Source organism: Nostoc sp. CENA543 (genome assembly GCF_002896875.1).
In the GTDB taxonomy this organism is placed as follows: Bacteria; Cyanobacteriota; Cyanobacteriia; order Cyanobacteriales; family Nostocaceae; genus Trichormus.
In genome coordinates, this window is sequence record NZ_CP023278.1 from 5193022 (window position 1) to 5214981 (window position 21960).

At 38.9% G+C, this 21960-nt stretch carries 10 protein-coding genes; all 10 read right to left on the reverse strand.

Annotated features, from left to right (window positions below; translation table 11 throughout):
- Nucleotides 1–43: 43 nt before the first annotated feature.
- A complete protein-coding gene (locus CLI64_RS21655) occupies nt 44–466 on the reverse strand; it encodes a hypothetical protein (protein WP_103139151.1) in 423 nt (140 codons plus the stop codon).
- 62 nt (nt 467–528) lie between these two features.
- On the reverse strand, nt 529–2208 hold the full coding sequence (locus CLI64_RS21660) for a GUN4 domain-containing protein (RefSeq protein WP_103139152.1): 1680 nt from the start codon (nt 2206–2208) through the stop codon (nt 529–531).
- A 27-nt stretch (nt 2209–2235) separates the two neighbouring features.
- Nucleotides 2236–4020, reverse strand: coding sequence for an ABC transporter ATP-binding protein/permease (locus tag CLI64_RS21665; protein WP_103139153.1), 1785 nt, complete (start codon nt 4018–4020; stop codon nt 2236–2238).
- A 96-nt stretch (nt 4021–4116) separates the two neighbouring features.
- The gene (locus CLI64_RS21670; RefSeq protein ID WP_103139154.1) at nt 4117–5097 is read right to left on the reverse strand and encodes an MvdD family ATP-grasp ribosomal peptide maturase; all 981 of its coding nucleotides are present in this window, start codon (nt 5095–5097) and stop codon (nt 4117–4119) included.
- Between the two features lie 536 nt (nt 5098–5633).
- Entirely contained in the window at nt 5634–5789 is a 156-nt protein-coding gene (locus tag CLI64_RS21675) for a microviridin/marinostatin family tricyclic proteinase inhibitor (protein ID WP_103139155.1), read from the reverse strand.
- 114 nt (nt 5790–5903) lie between these two features.
- Entirely contained in the window at nt 5904–8021 is a 2118-nt protein-coding gene (locus CLI64_RS21680) for an ABC transporter ATP-binding protein/permease (protein WP_103139156.1), read from the reverse strand.
- Nucleotides 8022–8244: 223 nt separating this feature from the next.
- Nucleotides 8245–9423, reverse strand: coding sequence for a 2-isopropylmalate synthase (locus CLI64_RS21685; RefSeq protein ID WP_103139157.1), 1179 nt, complete (start codon nt 9421–9423; stop codon nt 8245–8247).
- Nucleotides 9424–9492: 69 nt separating this feature from the next.
- Nucleotides 9493–13674 (reverse strand): non-ribosomal peptide synthetase, encoded by a 4182-nt coding sequence (locus tag CLI64_RS21690; protein ID WP_103139158.1) that lies wholly within the window; start codon nt 13672–13674, stop codon nt 9493–9495.
- The gene (locus tag CLI64_RS21695; RefSeq protein WP_103139159.1) at nt 13671–21455 is read right to left on the reverse strand and encodes a non-ribosomal peptide synthetase; all 7785 of its coding nucleotides are present in this window, start codon (nt 21453–21455) and stop codon (nt 13671–13673) included. Before CLI64_RS21695 ends, CLI64_RS21690 begins: the two co-directional genes overlap by 4 nt.
- A 100-nt stretch (nt 21456–21555) precedes the next feature.
- Complete coding sequence (locus CLI64_RS21700; protein ID WP_103139160.1) at nt 21556–21936, reverse strand: nuclear transport factor 2 family protein; 381 nt, start codon at nt 21934–21936, stop codon at nt 21556–21558.
- Nucleotides 21937–21960: the final 24 nt, after the last annotated feature.

The following is a 21960-nucleotide window of genomic DNA, read 5'->3' on the forward strand; positions in this document are numbered from 1 at the left end:
TCTTTTAATTACTTACCCCGCTATACTTAATTATGGTATTAACTTAACGCCTAGCAGGATTGATTTTAGCACCAATGATAGATTCATCTTGATATTTAATGAGAAATTGCGAATTATTGATTCTCATAACATCATAAATTTCTGGTGTAAAAACAGAGTTGATTGAAGCTATTGCATCAGCAATGGAAATTTTAAAAGCCAGGGGTATTTTAAAATTAAGCACTGATTTTGGCATGGCTTTCACATTTAAGTGTAGTTTCTTGTTAGTGACGTACCACACTCCAGTAAATTTGTTACCTGTTATTAGTTCCTGAGCTTTATAGAACAAAGATGTTTGAATCTTAATTTCCTCATAAGTCATATCATCTTTAAATTCAATAGTGACTTTTTCTAAAGACGTATTAAAACGCCACTTACCGATGAGTAAAACCTCGATTTCAATATCAGAATGTTTACTACTATCCATTTTAAAAAATTAAATAAAGTTAATGTTAGAAGACACAAAATTAACTAAAATTTTCATTTGATTTATAAAGAATTTTCATAACATTTTTTGACACGAGAAAAAAATAAGTGCATTTGCCAAACTAACCAAGACTTGACTCGCCAAGCAGCCATTGAAAGGGTATCTGATGATGATTGTGGTATAAGTTTTGGACTTTGTGGTTCATAGTTTAACCATTTTGCTGGTAGATGTCCCATTGGTGTCATTGGGGATAGTTGAAAGGTTAGTTGTTCATAGTCTAACCAATTTCCATCTTTTCGCCATCCTAAGCGATCGCCCAGTTTTTTTTCTGTTTCATAATCTACTTGACCACCCATTTCACTCCAGATAGTCTGCTGAATTCTAAAGCCAAAATAACCATAACTGTATTGTTCCCACAGTTGATCAAGAATCTGGAGAACTTGACAAGGGAAGTTTTCAATATCTTCTTGATAAACTTCATCCCAATAATTTTTTTTCATAACTTTTAACATTAATTTTGCTGTTTCAATATCAGCTTCTTGCCATTTGTGCTTTGCTAGCAAATCACGCAATAGAGTATAATTAACGTCTTGATTAATAATAAATTCTTGCTTACCAGGAGGATGATTATTTGTCAGTTCTATTAATCCTGTTGCTTCCACAGCAGATAAAGAGGGTGGAGAGACAAAATTAACTTCTGCTTGGTCAAGGATTTGGATTTGATCGGTGAGTTCCTGAGATACGTAATTAGAGATTAAATCGATGCCTTGCTCTAAAAATACCCCATCTTTGCTAATATCGAAATTATGGGTTTGCCAGTCTAATAATTGAGATTGAGTCAAAGCATCTTTTAATCTGGCATTTTTTTCATAAATTTTTACCATCAAATCGATGAAATTGGCAGCTACCGAATTATTTTCCTCAATTTCTAATGAATTTGACTGGTACTTTAAAATATTATCACCAAGATTTTTAATGTCTCCGACAGTTGCATAAAAATATTCGTCCACTTTGACGACTTCATCTATTAAGGATTGAAAGGGACTAAAGTATCCTTGGATAGAATCTTCAAAATTAATAGCGTTGTAGGCAATCTTAGCAATTTCTTGCCGAATTTTATGGGCTTTTTGCTGATATTCGTAAATTTCTTGATAAACTGCTAAATCTTTAACTATTTGCTGGACAACTTTCCTTTGATTTTTCGTATCCTCTGCTAGTTTACTAATGCCGCTACTAATGACTTTAATTTTATCTAAGGTTAATAAATAAGCATTACTCAATACAATAACCGCTTTGTAATTTTCTTTTTTTTCCCACTGAAGTTCGTGTAATATTTTAGGATTCTGATGATTTTTCAGTTCTAATTTACTTCTAGTGTCTTCTAATCTTTTGATTTCTAAATATTTCTCTTGAAATAATTTCTTGAGATTAGCCATCAGGCTCAATAAAAAATCGTGATAACTATCTTGATAGTTTTCGAGGAAATCAATGATATAATTATAATCTGTAATAAATAGCTGAATTTCTGCTAAAATTTCTCCCTGATTAATTGCTTTTTTCCGTTTAATTATCCCACCAAAGTTATCATAACGAACACCTTCCTTAATAGATGTTTGGCGTTCTCTAATTTTTTTTTGAAATATTTTAACAGCGTGATTTTTCAGTACAGGTAATTGGTAAGTGCTTTCGTAAATTTTAACTTTCTTGTAGGTAATAAATCTTTTTTGGTTTTGAGTCAGCATGATGGTGATTTGCTAAAGTGATGGAGTTTAAGATATAGCAAGAGAAACTGATTTCTGCTGTCGGTACTCCTCCACAGGGACGAGTCGCCAATGATAATTGTCTGTAAGTTCTAAAACCCATTGATGATAATTAAACAAACTTTCTCTGTGTCCCACGCTAATGAAAGTTTTGTTTGTAGCTTGTAATTGCTCATACAAACTTTGTTCATTTTTTAAATCTAAAGCACTCGTTGCTTCATCTAAGATCGTGAAGCTAGGTTGGGCGATTAATAATCTTGCAAAAGCTAAACGTTGCTGTTCTCCCAAAGATAGGATATTTTCCCAATTTACTTCTGTGTCAAAACTTTTCACACGGGTAAGTAAGTTTTGCAGATTAACTTTGTGGAGGATGGCTTCTAGTTCGCGATCGCTCATTTTCCTATCTGTGTGTGGATAAAGTAGCTGTTCGCGCAGAGTCCCCAAGATGATATAAGGACGTTGGGGCAGAAATAACATTTCTTTTAAGGCTGGTCTAACTAACCTACCAGTTCCCGCATTCCACAAACCGGCGATCGCTCTCAACAGAGAACTTTTACCCCTTCCACTAGAACCAACAATTAACAACCCTTCCCCTGGTGGAACTGCTAATGACAAGTCTTTAACTATGACTTGTTCATAATTGGGTGTGTTTAAGGTGATATCCTCAAACGCTAAACGCGGTTCTTCTAACACTCTAATAGTGCTGACATTCTCAGGTTTTTGACTCACTAACGCTAACGCATCCGAAAACTCGGCTAAACGCTGGACGTAACTAGAAAATCTGCCTGAATTGCCAAATTCTGCAATTAATACGCCTAAAGCATTAGAAAACATAAAGCTACAGAAGGTAGCTTGACTAATTTCTCCATAATTAATTTTATCCTGAATGAATAATGGGGTGAGAATAAACATAGAAAAAATACTAATTGCAGACTGATAAGCACTATTAAAAATATCTTGACCTCTTTCCCAATTCAGTCTGCGTTCGGCATTTTTCAAGACATTATCAAACCTGCGCTGAATAATATTGATTTCTTCTGTCTCCCCCTGAAAAAAAGCTATTGATTCGGCGTGGTTTCTTACATGAGTCAAGCAATAATTAAAGTCAGCTTTAAATGCTAATTCTTCTCGATTAATTTTTGCTAATTCTTGGCTTAAAAAAACCGCCACAAAATTCCCGACGATTGTATAAATTACCAGGTATATGGTAATTTGCTGAGAAATTGTCCAGAGAATAATTAAAGCAGCAATCATATCCATGAACTTTTCTAAGAAGGTCGTGGAAAATCTGATAGCATTAATTGTAATAGGTTCAATTTCCTGGGCTATGCGTTGGTCTGGGTTAGCAATATTAGACTTAAAATTGATTTTATAGTAGGCTTGATTGCTAAAATATTTCGTTAAAATATGATTATTTAACCACTTGTACCAATCTATAGCAATTTTCTTTTTGATATATTTAGAAAATGCACTGAGCAGGACAGTAACGACAATAAAAAGGATAGATATCCAGATAGTATTGAGATACTTTTCTAGATTTCTCTCTTCAATGACGATATCAAAAACATAACGATTCCAAAAACTACTAACAGTATTGACACCTACAACAGAAATGATTAATATGAGCAAAAACAGAAACATTCCCCAGGAGTGAATCACTTCAGAAAATGCCCTTGTTCCTACTTCTGTCGGATACCAATAGGGGCCAGCAACTAATTTTAAATCCCGCCAAAGTTGTAAGAGAGTAGAAAAAGGATTGATTGGTGCTTGCTGATTAGCAATTCGAGTTTGCATATTTCAAATGTATATCAATGCCATGATTGTTGAGAGTTACCTAACTAGCAGTAGCCAAGGTAGTTAGGAAATTTAATGATGATCAAACTTAAAATCCTAATTTTTACCTGTCAGGAGAACTTCTGCGATCGCCTGGGAAATGGGAAAGTGTGGTGCAAAAATCTCTAGCCAGAAAAATTCCCCCACGGGGTTAAGTTCCAAAAATACATATTGACCATCTGGTGTGACAATCATATCAATTGCCCCATAGTTTAAACTAAAATTAGCCATCATTTGTAGGAGCTTTTTCTCAATATTTTCAGGTAAATCATAGGGTTTCCAAGCGTCTTTTAATGCTCTTCCTTGTTTACGCCAGTCATAATTAGCACCGGCACAATTTTGGGAATCTACGGCGGCGGTAAATACACGATGTCCAACAATAGTTATCCGCAACTCTAAAGCCTTGGGGATGTTTTCTTGAAATGTCATCGGACAAAAACGTAGTCCTTCCAGATTTTTTAAATCCTCATCTGTAACTGGACTTGTGAATACAAAAAACTGCTCTCCCTGTTCGCCAAAAATAGCAAAGGAGGAAAGCATTTTTGTGACGATACCTTGTTGATGACAATCTAACGCAAATTGCTTAACTGCTTCTGGATTATTAGTAGTCAGAGTGCGTGGAGTCAGCAGTCCTAATTTTCGTGCTACTTGCAACTGTAGTTGTTTGTTATGAGTTCGTTCCACATTTGACATTTGATCAAGGTGAAAGCCTGGAAGACTAGCAATCATACCGCGAACCGTGGCGCGAGATTCTTTAATTGATGCTTCTTTATATTGCTTGTCCATCGTGTCGGGAATTCTCTCCCCGTAACGCATCCGCCGATACCAAACCGAGGACACCTCGTTTAAATCCAGTTGCTGTTCACCGTCAGTAATAATTACCCGTTCTGTGTCGCCTTGGTAAATATCCAGTTTCACTTCCGTAGGATATCTATCAGTATCAAAGCGAAATGCTTTTTCGCCTTGAGATTCAATAGCTTTGATGACTAGAGGAATGCTGTCATTGTCATTACTATATGTAATTATTAATACTGTCATAAATATACGATTTTCATTAAATTAGTTTGTTGTTGGTGACTATAGAATCAGAATATCAGCGATCGCGGCCGCATTAAGCAAGTCTCAATTTTGCTTCAACATCCCCTACTGGCCTATAGGGTTAATTTTTCAAAACACATATTTACAGATGGTGTGACGATAAAATCTCATACTCCAAACAACAACCCCCATTTATCCATAAAAACTTTTTTATTTAAATTTGTAGCTGCTTCATTTTAAATCCCCGACTTCTTATAGACATCGGCATAGTAGCTTGCCTAGATGTGAGAATTCGGGGATATTAAGACAGTCATCAGTTATCAGTTATAACAGCGTCTAGTGATGTATTTGGCGGATGCAGCAACGCTTTTCACCAATTAGTTTGGTGCTTCCCAAATGTGATTTTACCCAACACAGTTTACTGTTCACTGTTTACTGTTAAAGTAGCAGCGATCGCCTAACTATTGTTAATACTTGAATCAGCAGTGTCGAGCTATTTGAACCTGCTATTTTTTTCACTTGTGAATTTACTATATCTAGCGATCTTCCCAGTCAGAAGGCCACTTAAAAGTCCAGATTGGTGGTGGTGTTGGCTCTGGTTCTGGTGTTTCTGGTGGCTCTTCTTCTACCAAGAAACGGGTAAAGAATGGCATTGCGTCGTTATTTCCTAATTTTGGTATTTTTGTGGACATTGCTGTTTTCCTCTGAGGAATTTTTGTTAGTCACTTAAGGTATAACAGCAAATTTTCGTATAAGCAAGGACATTTAAGACATTTAAGATATTACGAAATTTCATGGTTATCAGCTCACTCAAATACCTTGAGCCACTTCATAACCTTTGCATCTTTATTATAGCGGTAGGTAAAACCATCTTTAGCAGCAATGGGTTGACCTTTGCTAGCTTTACTTCTCACAGTCCCCAGTGAATAGTTAGTTAACTTTTGCATTTCCTGATGAGAAAGTCCTACATTTGTAGCTATATCTACTACTGCTATTTCTGGTGAATTTATGGATTCTTCATCAGTCGCAGAATCTGTGGTAACTTCTGCATTTTCAGGGGATATATTTAATGTTTCTGGTTGCATGGTAGATTGACTATTAGGTGTCAAATCTATTGTGATATTTGCAGTTGCAAAGATATCAGTAGCAATCTCTGGTGCTTTTTGCTGGCGATATTCCTCTACAGTCAAAAGTCGCCAAGTAGAATCGTGTGCAAGTTCCAATACCCACTGATGGTAGTTAAATAAGCTTTCTCGATGTCCGACGCTAATGAATGTTGTGTTTGTCTGTTGTAATTGTTGATATAAATTACCTTCATTATGTAAGTCTAAAGCACTCGTAGCTTCGTCTAAAATCGTGAAGCTAGGACGGGTCACTAATAAGCGTGCAAATGCTAGACGTTGTTGTTCTCCTAATGAGAGGATATTTTCCCAAGGAAGTTCTGTATCAAAGCCATTGATGCGACTTAATAAGTTTTCTAGATTAACTTGTTGCAAAATAGCTTCTAGTTCGCGATCGCTCATTTTGCGTTTCGTATGCGGATAGAGTAACTGTTCACGCAAAGTCCCTAAAATGATGTAAGGACGTTGAGGTAAAAACAATACTTCTTCTAAAGGAGGCCTCACCACACGACCACTTCCTGAGTTCCATAAACCTGCGATCGCTCTCAATAAAGAACTTTTTCCGCGACCACTCGGCCCTACAATCAACAGACCCTCTCCTGGTTGCACAGATAGAGACAATTCTTCGACAATTACCTGCTCATAATTGGGTGTTTGTAGTGTGACATTTTCAAAAGCTAGTCGCTTTTCTTCTACGGTTTTAATGATGCTGACATTCTCTGGTTCTTTAGTAACAATTGCTAAGGCATTCGACAGTTCCACTAAACGTTCAATATAACTAGAAAAACGTCCTGAAGTGGCAAATTCTCTGATTAATTCTGCCATCGCCGTGGCGAACAGATTACAAGCTAAAGCCGCTTGAGAAAGTGTGCCGAAATCAATGTCCCCTTGAATCTGTAAAGGCCCAAATACTATAAATGGAAATATTTGAATAACCGCCTGATATCCTCGATTAAAGATGTCCTGACTTCTCTCCCAATCTATCTTACGTTTAACACTTTGCACAATCTTATTGAATCTACGCTTAACTATGTCTAATTCTTCCTCTTCTCCCTGGAAAAAAGCTATTGATTCTGCATGATTGCGAACATGAGTTAAACTGTATGTATAATCTGCTGATGATTCAACTTCCTCTTGTTTAATTTTGTTTAATTCCTGTGCCAAATAAATCGCAATTAAGTTACCAATTACAGTGTAACAAACCAAAGCAATTGCCACAAAACTGGACAGAGTCCACAACAGGACTAAAAAAGCTGTCATTTCTAGAACTTTTTCTAAAAACGTAGCTGAGAAACTCAAAAAATCTTTAGTCAAAGGCTCGATTTCTTGTGATATCTGTTGATCGGGATTGTTAATATCTGATTTAAAATTTATTTTATAATAGGCCCGCTTCTTGAAATATTTTGCTAAAATCTGGTCGTTAAGCCATTGATACCAATCTAGAGCTATTTTCTTTCTAACAAACTTAGAAATGCCTACTAAAAACGTTACCACAATGAGAGCAGCCCCATAAAGCAATAACAGTTCAGTGAATTTTTTGGCATCTTTGTCAACAGTAATCACATCTAGTAAATAGCGGCTAACAAAGCTATTAAAAACCGTGACCGCCACAAGCGCAACAATTAATATGATTAAGAGAGCGAGCATTCCCCATGTGCGAATCACATCTGAAAATGCGCGCTCGTTGGCATCTTTAGGATACCAATAGGGGCCGATGATCGTCTGGAAATTTTGCCAAAAATTATTAGCTTCCGTAGCAGAATTATCTTTCCCAGAGTTATTAATAAAAGTTGTAGCTTGCATTTGGATAAGGGTAAATTTATTTTTTCCTTTAGATAATAGATATCAATCAAATAATGCTAATAGATATGAGCCTGGTGTCAGCGTCAAAGCAAAGCTACACCAACAAAAATTTGACAAAATATCTCTATCAATACTCAAGGTTGACGAACTATTTAGGTGTTCGCCAACATTATCTTGAGTATTGAACTATGGGTAATTTTAAGTTGTCAATCAGCACAGTAGATTATTCAAAGATACCATCTTTCCATAGTTTTAAGACTTCGTTAGCTGTAAAATAGCGTTCTTGTTCTGCTGCCAGAGATTTGATTACAGAACGCATTTTCTCATACTTTTGTCTAGGTTGAGGATTTTGTAATTGCTTTTCAAATAGATATTGGAAATTACTGACTCCACTCCATTTCCCAAATACTACATCTATCTTGTTGTGAGGAAATATGGCATAGCTTTTGGGGTCACGAAACAAAGAATTGACATGGATACCTGATTCGTGACTTTGTGCAGTTTGAGAATAGGGTGGTGCAGGACGAATCCCCATTTGCTGAATATAGTTAGTCACTTTGGTAATTTCGTCGTAGTCGATCCCCTCTACCTCAATGCCAAACCGGACTCGCAACCCATCCAATACCTGCTCAAGCGCAACATTTCCGGCTCGTTCTCCCAAACCACAAAATGTCCCCGACACTAAAGTAGCTCCCGCCATCAGAGACTGGAGAGTATTTTCTAAAGCCAAGCCCATATCGTTGTGATAATGTACTCCCAACGCTACCCCTGCGGTAGATTGGAGTAAATCATTAATCCAGATATAACTTTTGTCTGGATTAAGTACCCCCACCGTATCGCACAGTAAGAAGTTTTCGATATAAGGACTGCACGAGCGAATACATTCTACTAAAAAGTCAAAATCGGCTCTAGAAGCATCTTCCGCCGCAAAATCTACTCTCATTCCAGCCACGTTTGTAGCGTAGTGGAGATTCTCTACAATCACATCAAGAGCATCTTGACGAATCTTATTGATGATGTGGGATGGGATATCGTCATCAATAGTTTTCCCTTGAAATTCACTCATGAGGCGAACTTGGGGATTGCGTAAAAACAGCAGTCGATCAGAAACTGCATGGAATAGAATCAGGCGTTTTACACCGTAGCTTTTTGCCTGATCAATGTGTTCTTTTCCCATCATCGTATCAGCCGTAATCAGCTCGTCCCATCCCTCTAATACTAAGGATTCGAGTAGCTCTGCTTCTTGTTCGCAGACACTCGGCATGATGGCAAATCCATCAACTCCTGTTTGTGCAATCAGACGGGCAAGTTTGTGTTTATTGGGATATGAGAAGAAAATGTCTACTTGTTGTTCTCCATCCCGCAGGGTTTCATCGTAAATTTTGATCGGAAGAGTTTGCATTTTTTTATACCAATTTAAATTTACAATTCAGCAAATTAGGTTAATGATTGTAGTTAATTGATAGGTTAATTAAGTGATCATTAACCGTAATTGCGAGGCTAAGATTTTTACATTCGGTTCATAAAGCATTCGACCGTGGTTTCCTGGTACAGATACGACTTTGACGGGGTTTTGAGTATATGCTTGCCATCCCCAATCCGATAGCTCGTAATTAGAAATAGCTCGGAGTTCTTGCAAAACAATTTCATGCACTTCTGAGGCGCGGAATAAAACAATTGGCGCAGCAATTTGATGACGAGGCTGATAATTTGCGTAATTAATTGTCAGCTGTATCATGACCTGCATATTGGTTTTGAGTAAATCAAGACTTGAGTATTCTGGTAAGACATTCTTTTTGTATAAATACTCTGCCGCTAAATCCCAACGGGCTTGGTCATCACTTTGAGCAGTTAAATCAGCGTATGTTATACCCAGAGGAATTCCCTTGACAGCTTCAACTCGTTGGATTAATTGCCAAATCCAATCAATCTCTGCCCTATTAGTTAAATATTCAGGGTGAATTACCAATCCAGAATCTAAGATAACTAGTAATTCTACCTTTTCACCTTGCTGTTCTAGTTGGGCAGCCATTTCAAAAGCGACAGCACAACCTGATGAATATCCTGCTAATATGTATGGACTTTTTGCTTGCTGCTGACGTAGTAATTTTAGGAGTTGACTAGCATGAAGCTCTACTGACTTTGGAACCTTATTAATTCCATCTCTCCCTGGAGTTTCTAGACTATAGACTGGATGATTTTCTAAGTTGACAGCCAAATCTTGAAAATAGAAACCATGTCCGTTAGCACCAGGTACACAAAATAGAGGAGTGGCATTTCCTTGAGGCTGGAGTGAAAGCAAATCGGAATGAGATTTTCGTACCTGACTATCAGAGAGTTGTTCGGCTAATTGAGCAATGGTTGGATTTTGAAATAAACTGCTTAAAGCCAGTTTTTGTCCAAATACTTCTTGAATATGATTAAGTAATTTGATGGCTAATAAAGAATGTCCACCCAAATCAAAAAAGTTATCATGAATACCAATTTTTTGACGTTCGAGTACAGCAGACCAAACCTTCTCTAATTGTTGTTCAACTGCGTTGCGTGGTGCTGTATGTAAATTCGTCACCGTAAAATGAGGAGTAGGTAAAGCTTTACGGTCTGTTTTGCCATTAGGAGTTAAAGGTAATTCATCTAAGACAATGATCTGAGTAGGAATCATGTATTCAGGTACTCTTGATTTGAGATATTTTTTCAAATCACTACAAAAATCATCATCAATTCCCATTACATAAGCAATTAAACTTTGGTTGCTCTCCGTTTTATATAAAGTGACAACCGCTTCTTCCACAGATGGATGTTGTAATAATAGTGACTCAATTTCACCTAATTCAATTCTAAAACCGCGTAATTTTACCTGCTCGTCAATGCGCCCCAGATATTCTAAATTGCCATCATCTCGCCATCTGGCTAAATCACCAGTTTTATAAATGCGCTCAACTTTACCGAATAATTCCACTTCCAGAAATTTTTGAGCAGTAGTTTGGGGACGATTTAGATAACCTCTGGCTAAACCAACTCCAGCAATGCACAATTCTCCTGGTATTCCTGGGGGTAAAGGTTGATTTTGTGCATCTAAAAGATAGATGCGAAGATTAGATAATGGTTTACCAATAAGCGGTTTTTTACCATTGGGTTGACAAAGAGCAATGCTGGCACAAACTGTAGATTCCGTAGGCCCGTAGCCATTGAAAAAACGCCGTTCTTTTGCCCATCGGGTAACTAATTCTGTAGGGCAAGTTTCACCCCCAGTCACCAAAACTTGCAAATCAGGTAAGGTGGCTTGGGGTAAGAGAGATAAAACTGAAGGGGGTAGAGTGACGTGGGAAATTTGGCACGCTTCTAAAAAGTTGACTAAGTCTTGACTAGGTGACAAGGTATATTTTTGGGCTAGATATAAACAAGCACCCGCACTCAAGGTAGTCGCAATTTCCCACATGGAAGCATCGAAACTGAAAGAAGCAAATTGCAGGACACGGCTTTGGGGTTGAATTTGCAAGACTTCATCAACTGCCAAAGTCAGATTTACCAATCCTCGATGCTCAATCATTACACCTTTAGGTCTACCCGTTGAACCAGAGGTGTAAATTACATAAGCTAAATGATCGGGCGTACTTTGAGGAGTGGGATTTGCTGTTGATTCTCCAGTAAAATTTTCTGCATCTAAACAAATTACTTGTAGGGAGTTGGTCAGTTCAGTTAATGGTAATTTGTGTAAGAGAAAGCTTTGGCTTAACAATATAGATATCCCAGAATCTTCTAACATGAACTGAATTCTTTCTGGGGGATAATTAGGGTCAATCGGTACATAAGCACCACCGGCTTTGAGGATACCCAATAACCCAATAATCATTTCTAAGGAACGCTCAACACTAATACCAATGAGGGTATCTGGTTGAATTTGGTGATTGTGAATTAAATAATGCGCGAGTTGGTTGGCTTTTTGATTTAGTTGCTGATAAGTGAGGCTTTGAGATGCAAAAACTAAAGCAATATGATGAGGATTTTTGGCAACTTGTTGTTCAAATAAGTCAATTAAAGTTTGATCTTCAGGATAATCAGTTTGAGTTTGATTCCAGCATTGTAGTTGTAGTAGTTCGGCTGCTGTCATCAAAGGCAAAGTATTGATTGATTGGTGCGGATGATCAAGAATGCCCTTGAGTAGCACTTCAAAGTGTTCTGCCATTCGTTGGATAGTAGCCCTGGCAAATAAGTCGGTAGCGTATTCCCAAGTGCAATTTAACTGGTTGTCAGACTCAGTGATCAATAGGGTTAAGTCAAACTTAGCGATCGCACCCTTGACTCCCAGCAATTCAATGTCTAACCCTGATAAATCCAAATCTGGACTTTCATTATTTTCTAGAGCCAACATCACTTGGAATAAGGGGTTATAGCTCATACTGCGTTCTGGACGTAACTTTTCTACCAACACCTCAAAGGGAACGTCTTGATGAGCATACGCATCTAAACAAGTTTGGCGAGTTTGCTGTAAGAACTCAATAAAATTTTGCTCTGGTTTGATTTGCTGACGCATTACCAAAGTATTGACAAAAAAGCCAATTAACCCTTCCGTTTGGCTATGGGTGCGGTTAGCAATGGGAGAACCAATACATAAGTCTTCTTGGCGACTGTAACGAGATAGTAAAATACTCAACGTAGCCAACAACGTCATATATAGACTTACGCCTTGTTGTTGACTAAAAGCATTAACGGCCGCAGTTAATTCCGGTGAGAGAGAGTAGCAATAGCGATCGCCTTGATAACTTTGCTGTGCAGGACGAGAATAATCAGTAGGTAATTCTAGTAATGGGGAAACGTCGCTGAGTTGCTGTTTCCAGTAATTAATCTGCTTTTCTAATACTTCCCCTTGTAACCAGTGGCGTTGCCAATGGGCATAGTCACTGTATTGAATCGGTAAGGGAGCCAGATTTGGCGTTTGACCTTGAGAATAAGCAGCGTAAGCTTGCCGTAACTCCCGCACAAATACACCCATTGACCAGCCATCACTGATAATGTGGTGCATATTAATTGCCAACACAGATTTTTCCCCTTCTAATTGCAGCAGTTTGGCTTTAAACAAAGGGCCAGTATTTAAGTCAAAGGGTTCTTGTGCATGAGCATCAATTAAATCTTGGATATTTGGACATTGTAAAAATTTCTCCCCAGCTTCTTCCCAGTCCCCAGTCCCTAGTACCCAGTCCCCAGTCCCTAAAGCTATTTGGGGTTCTCCTGCCACCGTAGGAAAATACATCCTCAGACTCTCATGGCGATTGAGCAGATAAGCCAGACTAGAGCGCAGGGCATCAATATCTAGTTTGCCGTTTAATTGGAGAGCGATCGGCATATTATAAATAGCTGATGAACCCTGGAGTTGTGCTAAGAGCCAGAGGCGTTGTTGTGCAAAGGAAAGCAGTTTGGGAGAGTCGGGACTTAAAGCCGGAATTTCTGCTGTTGAGACAACTTGCGTTTTAGCAGCTTTTAAGAAGGTGAGAATCTCGGCTTTGTGATTTTGAATTTCCTGCTTGAGTTCCGCCGTCAGGGCATTTTTGCTAGTACGAATCCGTAACTTATCATCTTCAGCCCAAATTCGACAGCCCAGATTCTGCAAACGAAGTATTAAAGAAACTACTTGTTGATTTTGTGTCATGGTCATAGTTCGATTTCCTCTTCGTCTGAATTTAAAGCTTCTATATCTGCTGTGGCAGAGTTCAGCCAGAGGCAGCTGTCTATATAATTTGCCAAGTCAATCAGGTTGGGAGTCTCAAAGACTTGACGCAGTGGCAGTTCTATATTGAAAGTGTCGCGGATGCGATAGCTCAGTTGGGTAGCCAGTAATGAATGTCCTCCCAAATTAAAGAAATGATCTTGTCGAGCTATGACTTCATATTTCAGTAGCTTTGCCCATATCTGCGCCAGGGATTTTTCTGTCTCCGTTAAGGGTAATTCAATATCTGTGGCTGCAACTTTTGTGTCTGGTGCAGGTAAGGCTTGACGGTCTATTTTGCCATTGGGTGTGAGTGGTAGTTTATCCAAAACCACAAAATGGCTAGGAATCATATAATCAGGCAGAGTGTTACTTATAAAATCGCGCCATTGTGCCAATAAAGCTGGATCAACTTGACTGCTGTGATCTTGGCAAGGTTGATTGGCGTAATCTGACCAAGGTTTCCATTGCCAAGCGTCTTTGGTAGCAAATCGCCCTGAGTCAGCGCGGTCTTGGAGGTCTCCCCCATGAGCGACTGACGAACCCCGAAGGGTAGTTTTTGCCTCTCCAGAGATATGCCGTTGAAAAACGACATGATAATCGGCGTATCCTGTGGAGCTATATTGAATAAATACCGTATATGGCAAATCTCGCGCTAAAGTACGAAATGCTTCGGGTTCTATGCCTGATTTGGTTTGGGCGATCGCAGTTTTTAAGTCGGCGACAGTACCATTTAATTGGGCAATTTGTTCTAACAACGCCATTTCTGAAGTGAGACGGGCATTAGGAATCTTTTTAATCCCTAATAAATCTGGTTGCTCAGTTGTTAAAATTCTGGCAATGGTTTCTATATGCAACTGTTGTTCGTGCCAATCTAACCATTCAGGTTCGGTTAAGGGAGCATCTACCTGATCTAAATGTAAAACTACGTCATAACGAAAACGGCTCATTTCCGTGTGGCTGTAACCCCGTTTCAATTGAATGTGAACGTGACTAATCCGAGGAAATCTTTGCTGGAGGGCGATAAAGAAATCAGGGTCAATTAATAATTCTTCTTCGGTGCGAATGCTTTTTTTAATCTGTTGGCGCAATTCCTGAATTGATAAGTCATCAGGGGCGCGATAAAATTCGGCGGCGGTGTGGAAAGCCTCTAATAAATGGAGATTTCGCACATCCCCAATAAATATTTTGCCTTGATTCTTGGTAGCGTTAATTGCCCCTGCAATGACTGACAACAAGTAATCCCAAGAGGGGAAATATTGAATTACAGAATTCATGATCACCAAATCAAAAGCATTGGCTGCAATGCCATCGAACTGGTGAGCAGAGCTATGTTTTAGGGTAACTTTGTCTTGGAGTGACTGCTGTTCTAGATGTTGTGCTATGTACTGCAATGCCTCCGCAGACAAATCTGTGCCAAGATAATGCTGACAATGCGGCGCGACTTTAAACAATAACATCCCTGAACCGCAACCAATTTCCCAGACTTTTTGGGGTGCCAGTTCGAGAATTTGCTCAACGGTTGTATCTCGCCATTCTTGCATCGCGCTTTGGGGAATGGGTTGGCCTGTGTAGCTATCATTCCAACCAACTATATTCAGGGTGGGATCAGGGGTGGGGGTAGATGACTGAGAGTAGCTATTGTTAAACACTTGTTCCCACAATTCTACTTGTTCACTTTGGCTAGTATTGTCTGTAGCTGTGGGAACAACATAAGCTACTAGCTGTCGATCGCGCTTGTCGTTAGGCGTGACGCAGGTATCGCTATCTTCCCGCACGATGACAACTGCTTCCTGAATTTGGGGATGTTTAACTAATGAAGCTTCTATTTCGCTTAATTCAATGCGAAAACCACGCAGTTTGACTTGGTGATCGATTCGTCCCAGATATTGCAGATTACCATCAGGTAGCCAACGCGCTAAATCGCCAGTTTTATAAATTCGCTCGCTTTTACCAAATAATTCTACTTGCAGAAATTTTTCGGCGGTAGTTTCAGGACGATGCCAATAACTCTGCGCTAAACCTGCGCCAGCAATGCAGAGTTCCCCTGGTATTCCTGGGGGCAGGGGTTGATTGTACTGATCTAAAATATAGATGCGAGTGTTGGCGATCGCCTTACCTATACTTGGCTCATCCTGGGCATTTTTGGCAACTTTTGTAAATGTCGAGTAAGTTGTATCTTCTGTAGGGCCGTAGAGGTTATAAATTTCTTTGACAGCTGTGGTTTGATATAAAGCCTGTACCAAACTATTTTTTAATGGTTCGCCAGCTAAATTAATTACCTGCACACTGGACGGAATCGTATTCATATGCAGCATTTCCGCCGCAGCACTCGGTACAGTATTAATCAAAGTTATTGGTATAGAACCGGTATTTGCTTGCTCAATGTAGAGTGCATTTTCTACTAAAATCACGCTACCACCTTGAGTCAAGGGAACAAAAATTTCAAAAATCGAGAGGTCGAAACAAATAGATGTGGATGCTAGAACACCTGCCAGTTGTTCTCCACTAAAGACTGAATGCGCCCATTTGACAAAGGCGACGGCACTAGAATGTGCGATCGCTACTCCTTTGGGTCTACCTGTAGAACCTGAAGTATAAATTACATAGGCTAAATCATGATCATCACTAGTTATTGGGGGATCATCGGTTGGTTGCCCACACCACGTTTTTTCATCCAGAAATACTACTTGAGTCGTATTTTTGAGCTTCTCTAAAGACAGTTGCTGTTTCAGGGATTTGGTTGTGAGTAATACCAGAGCCTTACTATCTTCCAGCATTAAATGTATGCGTTCTTGGGGATAGGTTGGATCAATTGGTACATAAGCCCCGCCAGCTTTGAGGATAGCAAATAACCCAATAAGCATTTCCAAAGAACGATCCAGACAAATCGCCATCAATGGTTGCTCAGACTGACTTGTCAGTTGTCGTAGATGATGCGCCAGTTGATTAGCTTTTTGATTGAGTTCTTGATAACTCAGGCTGTGATTAGCAAAGACGACTGCAATTTTATCGGGGGTTTTTGCTACTTGTGCTGCAAACAGAGTCGCCAGGGTATGATTTTGAGGATAATCTGCCTCTGTTTGATTCCAGAGTTGCAGTTGCTGGATTTCTCTGGTGGTGATTAAGGGCAGTGTACTGATAGCCTGTTGAGGATTTTGGGTGATTGCTGTGAGCAGAACTTCAAAATGTCCTGCCATGCGCTCAATTGTATCCGCCCTAAATAAATCGGTGGCATATCCCCACATACAGTCTAATTGACCGTCTTTGTCCCACAGGTCTAGTGTCAAATCAAACTTAGCAAAGGGATAGCTTTGTTTAAACTCTTGAATCTCCAGCCCGGTTAAATTAACGTGTTTCCCTGCACCTTCCAGGTTTTGCAACACTATCATCACTTGGAATAAGGGATTATAGCTCAGGCTGCGTTCTGGTTGCAGTTTTTCAACCAAATACTCAAAAGGAATGTCTTGATGAGCATAAGCTTCTAAGCAAGTTTGGCGGGTTTGTTGGAGTAGGTCAATAAATCCTTGCTCTGGCTTGATTTTGCTCCGCAATACCAAAGTATTGACAAAAAAGCCGATTAACCTTTCTGTGTCGCGATGGGTACGGTTGGCGATCGCTGTACCAACACATATATCTTCTACACGACTGTAACGCGATAATAAAATATTAAAGGCTGTCAATAGGGTCATAAACAAACTGACCCCTTGTTGTTGACTTAAAGCTTTGAGTTTATACGTCAGTTCACTGCTTAAACGCTGTTTATATCCCTTACCTTGATAACTTTGTTGGGCGGGTCTGGGATAATCGGTAGGTAAATCTAGTAAGCGCGGTGCGTCACTCAGTTGTTTTTGCCAGTAATTTTCCTGAGTAGCTAAAGTTTCTCCTTGTAACCAGCTACGTTGCCAGGCGGCAAAATCACTGTATTGAATTGGCAATGGTAACAAGTTTGGTTCAGAACCCCCAGCATAAGCATTGTATGCCTTTTCCCATTCCCGTTTAAACACACCCATTGACCAGCCATCACTGATAATGTGGTGCATATTAATTAGCAGGACATTTTTCTGGTCACTTAATTGTAGTAGTTTGGCTTTGAACAGGGGGCCAGTATTTAAGTCAAAGGGTTCTTGAGCATGGTAATCAGCTAATCTGCGTACAGCTGCTGCTTGCGTGTTGGGATCGAGTGCTTGTAAATCAGCAATTTCCAGAAATTCTATATCTGCTATATCTTTAACTACTATTTGCGGTTCTCCCTCTAAGGCTGGGAAATAAGTGCGTAAACTGGTATGTCGTTCTAGCAAATAGGTTAAACTTTGCCGCAGAGCCTCTACATTGAGTTGGCCTTCAAGTTGGAGTGCAAACGGCATATTGTAGGTAGCCGATGTTCCTTTACCTTCCAACTGGGCTAAAAACCAAAGTCTTGATTGGGCAAAAGATAGGGTTTTCGGCTCATTTTTTGGTTGGGGTGCGATCGCAGGTAGAATCACACTCGCAGATGCTTTATCAATTTCCCGTGCTAATTCCGATAAAATACTCTGCTCAAATACCTTACGTACAGGTAGTTCTACTTTGAAACTATCACGAATTCGGGTAACTAATTGCGTTGCTAATAAAGAATTTCCGCCCAGTTCAAAGAAGTTATCACCACGACTAATAGACTGAACCTTTAACAAACTTTGCCATAAACTAGCGAGTAATTCTTCAGTGGGAGTTACAGGTATTTCCAAATCAGCAGTATTACCTGTATTTGGTTCTGGTAAGGCTCGACGGTCTATCTTACCATTAGCAGTAAGTGGTAATTTTTCCAAAACCATAATCTGGCTAGGAATCATATAATTAGGCAAGCGATCTTTCAGGTAATCTCTAAGTTGACTTGCTAAACTTACTGATTTGTCGGCTGCTGTAATATAAGCAATTAATCTAGGGTTGCTGTCAGTTTTATATAAAATTACTACCGCTTCTTGAACTGATGGATGTTGTAACAATATTGCTTCAATTTCTCCTAGTTCAATTCTAAAGCCTCGCAATTTTACTTGCTCATCAATCCGTCCCAAATATTCTAAATTCCCGTCAGTGTTCCATCTGGCTAAATCGCCTGTTTTATAGATACGTTCAGTTCTACCAAATAAACTAATTTCAATAAATCTCTCGGCTGTAGTTTCGGGACGGTTGAGATAACCTCTTGCTAAACCCACTCCCGCCACAGATAATTCCCCTGGGATTCCAGGGGGTAAAAGTTGATTGTCTGCATCTAAAATATAAATCCGGAGATTGGGCGAAGGTTTACCAATTGATGGTTTTTTGCCATTAGGTTTACAAGGAGATATTGCTGCAATAACTGTGCATTCCGTCGGCCCATAGCAGTTATAAAAACGTCGTCCTGTTCCCCACTCACTCACTAATTCCGCCGGACAAGCCTCACCACCAACACCGATGGATTGTAAATTGCTGAGATTGGCTTTTGGTAATGTTGCTAAAGCCGATGGTGGTGAAAAAAGATGAGTAATTTTGTGTTCATTTAAAAAATCAACTAAGGTTTGACTAGGTAATAAAGTTTCTTGATGAGCTAGATATAAACAAGCACCTGCGGATAAAGCAGTAGCAATTTCACCAATAGACAAATCAAAACTAAAAGAACCGAATTGCAGCAAACGACTGTGGGGATGAAATTTAAATGTTTCCACCCAACCCAAGGCTAAATTCACAATGGCTTGATGCTCAATCATCACACCTTTTGGTTTTCCAGTAGAACCAGAAGTGTAGATAACATAAGCTAAATTATCAGGACGAACGTGATTTTTACTTAGTTCTCTGTGCTTTTTACTTTGCGTCTTTGCGTCTTCGCACGAAACATCATCTAAATAAACAACTTCAACAGGATTTTCTAAACTATCTAAATGTAATTTATCTACTAAAAAACTTTGAGTTAATAAAACCGATATTCCCGAATCTTCTAACATGAAGCGAATCCGTTCTTGGGGATAATTGGGGTCAATTGGTACATAAGCACCACCAGCTTTGAGAATACCAAGGACACCAATGATCATTTCTAATGATCGTTCAACAGAAATACCTATTAATGTATCTGGTTGAATTTGGTAATTTTCAATTAAATAATCAGCTAATTGCTCGGCTTTTTGATTTAATTGTTGATAAGTTAGACTTTCAGACTCAAACACCACAGCCAAATTATCAGGATTTTTGGCAACTTGTTCTTCAAATAAATCAACTAAAGTTTTATCTTGAGGATATTCTGTTTGAGTTTGATTCCAAATTTGTAGTTGCTGAATTTCATCTTCAGTCAGCAAGGATAGATGATTGATAGATTGATGAGGATTATCAATAATTTGCGTCAGCAGGACTTCAAAATGTCTCACCATCCCTTGGATAGTTTCAGCTGCAAATAAATCTGTTGCGTACTCCCATTCACCTGTTAAACCTTGGGGAGTTTCCCGGAAAATTAATGATAAATCAAATAGGGTGGTGGTGTTTTCCCACTCAAAGCGGGTGAGAGTTAAACCAGGAATTTCTAGTTTCTCTGGAGTTCCACTTTGTAAGCCAAAAGCGACTTGAAATAGAGGATGATGAGAAAGCGATCGCTCTAATCCTAACTCATCTACTAGTTTCTCAAAGGGTAAGTCTTGATGGTCGTAAGCATCGAGGGTTACTTGCTTCACCCTTTGCAGCAATTCTATAAAACTGGGATTTCCTTCTAGGTTGGTACGCAAAGCCAATGTATTGACAAAAAAGCCAATTAATGGTTCTATTTCTCTACGATTACGATTAGCGATCGCAGAACCAACGACAATATCCTTTTGTCTACTGTAGCGCGACAGTAATAGCGCAAATACCGCCAGTAAAGTCATAAACAAAGTAGTTCCTGACTCCTGACTTAACCGCTTTAATTTTTGTGTTAGTTCTTGATTGATTGCTAAAAACTCACTGCTTCCCCGAAAACTCTGGACTGAGGGACGCGGTTGATCTGTCGGTAATTCTAACAGTGGTGGGACATCGGCTAATTGTTTTTGCCAGTAATTGAGTTGATTTTGCAGTACCTCTCCCTGTAAGTATTGTCTTTGCCAGTGGGCGAAATCGGCGTATTGTAGAGACAACGCTGGTAAAGGAGACGATTCCCCAGCACAAAAAGCTTTGTAGAGAGTGAACAATTCTTGACGGAAAATATCCATTGACCAACCATCACAAACTATGTGATGAATGACCAATAGCAACAGATGAGATTTTTCACCTAGTTTTAACAGCTTGACTCGCAGTAAAGGCGGATTTGATAAATCAAAAGGCTGTTGTAATTCTGTTATTGCTAAATGTTGCGCCTTGCTTAACTGTTCTGCTTCTGGGACTTCTCGCCAGTCTATAACCTGTATTTTCACTTGGGGATGAGCATGAATTACCTGTATAGGTGACTCATCAACCATAGAAAAACTAGTGCGTAAAACCTCATGACGCTGGACAATTTCTAAAATGGCTTTTTCTAAAGCATTGATATTTAGTAAACCTTCAATTCGCCAGAAAAACGGAACATTATAGACACAATTTTCGCCCTCCAATTGGTCAATAAACCATAATCTTTGTTGAGCAAAAGACAAAGGAAGATTTTGTTCCCTTGATACCGATGTGAGTATGGGCGATCGCTGCTGCTTTTTGAGTTTTTGTAGAACTAATTCTCGTTTTTCTGGTGATAGGCTTTCAAGACGCTTTAGCAAATCGCTCATAATATCTATTGTGAAAATTTAATTTTTAAATGAACAATCAAGTATAGGAAACAAAGAGAATTTTAAAGTTATTGAGGATGGCTAATATATTTCTTATAACTTACACTGCTGGTCTAAAAAAGTAACTGCGTCGAGTTTTAAATTTACCATTTTCAAATGAATAAACATCCGCAAAACGCTCATTAATTTTTGAGCCATTTTTATGTGTACCAATAAAATTGCCCCAGCAAGCACCATAATTATTATCAATTGCAATATATTCAATGTGATGTTTTCCAGAGGCAATAATTCTCTCATACTGATAAAATCTGAGTAGTTTATCAAGCCCGATAAAAGGCTGATAACCAGGACGTTCGTAAATAATATTGTTGTCAAAACAATTTTTAAGTAAATTCCAGTCAGAGGAATCAACAGCAGAGAATAAAGTAACTATCAATTCCTTTTTGTCCGCAACATTCGATAATGTAATAGTCTGTGACATATTCTAAAATCCTGAGAATTTTGC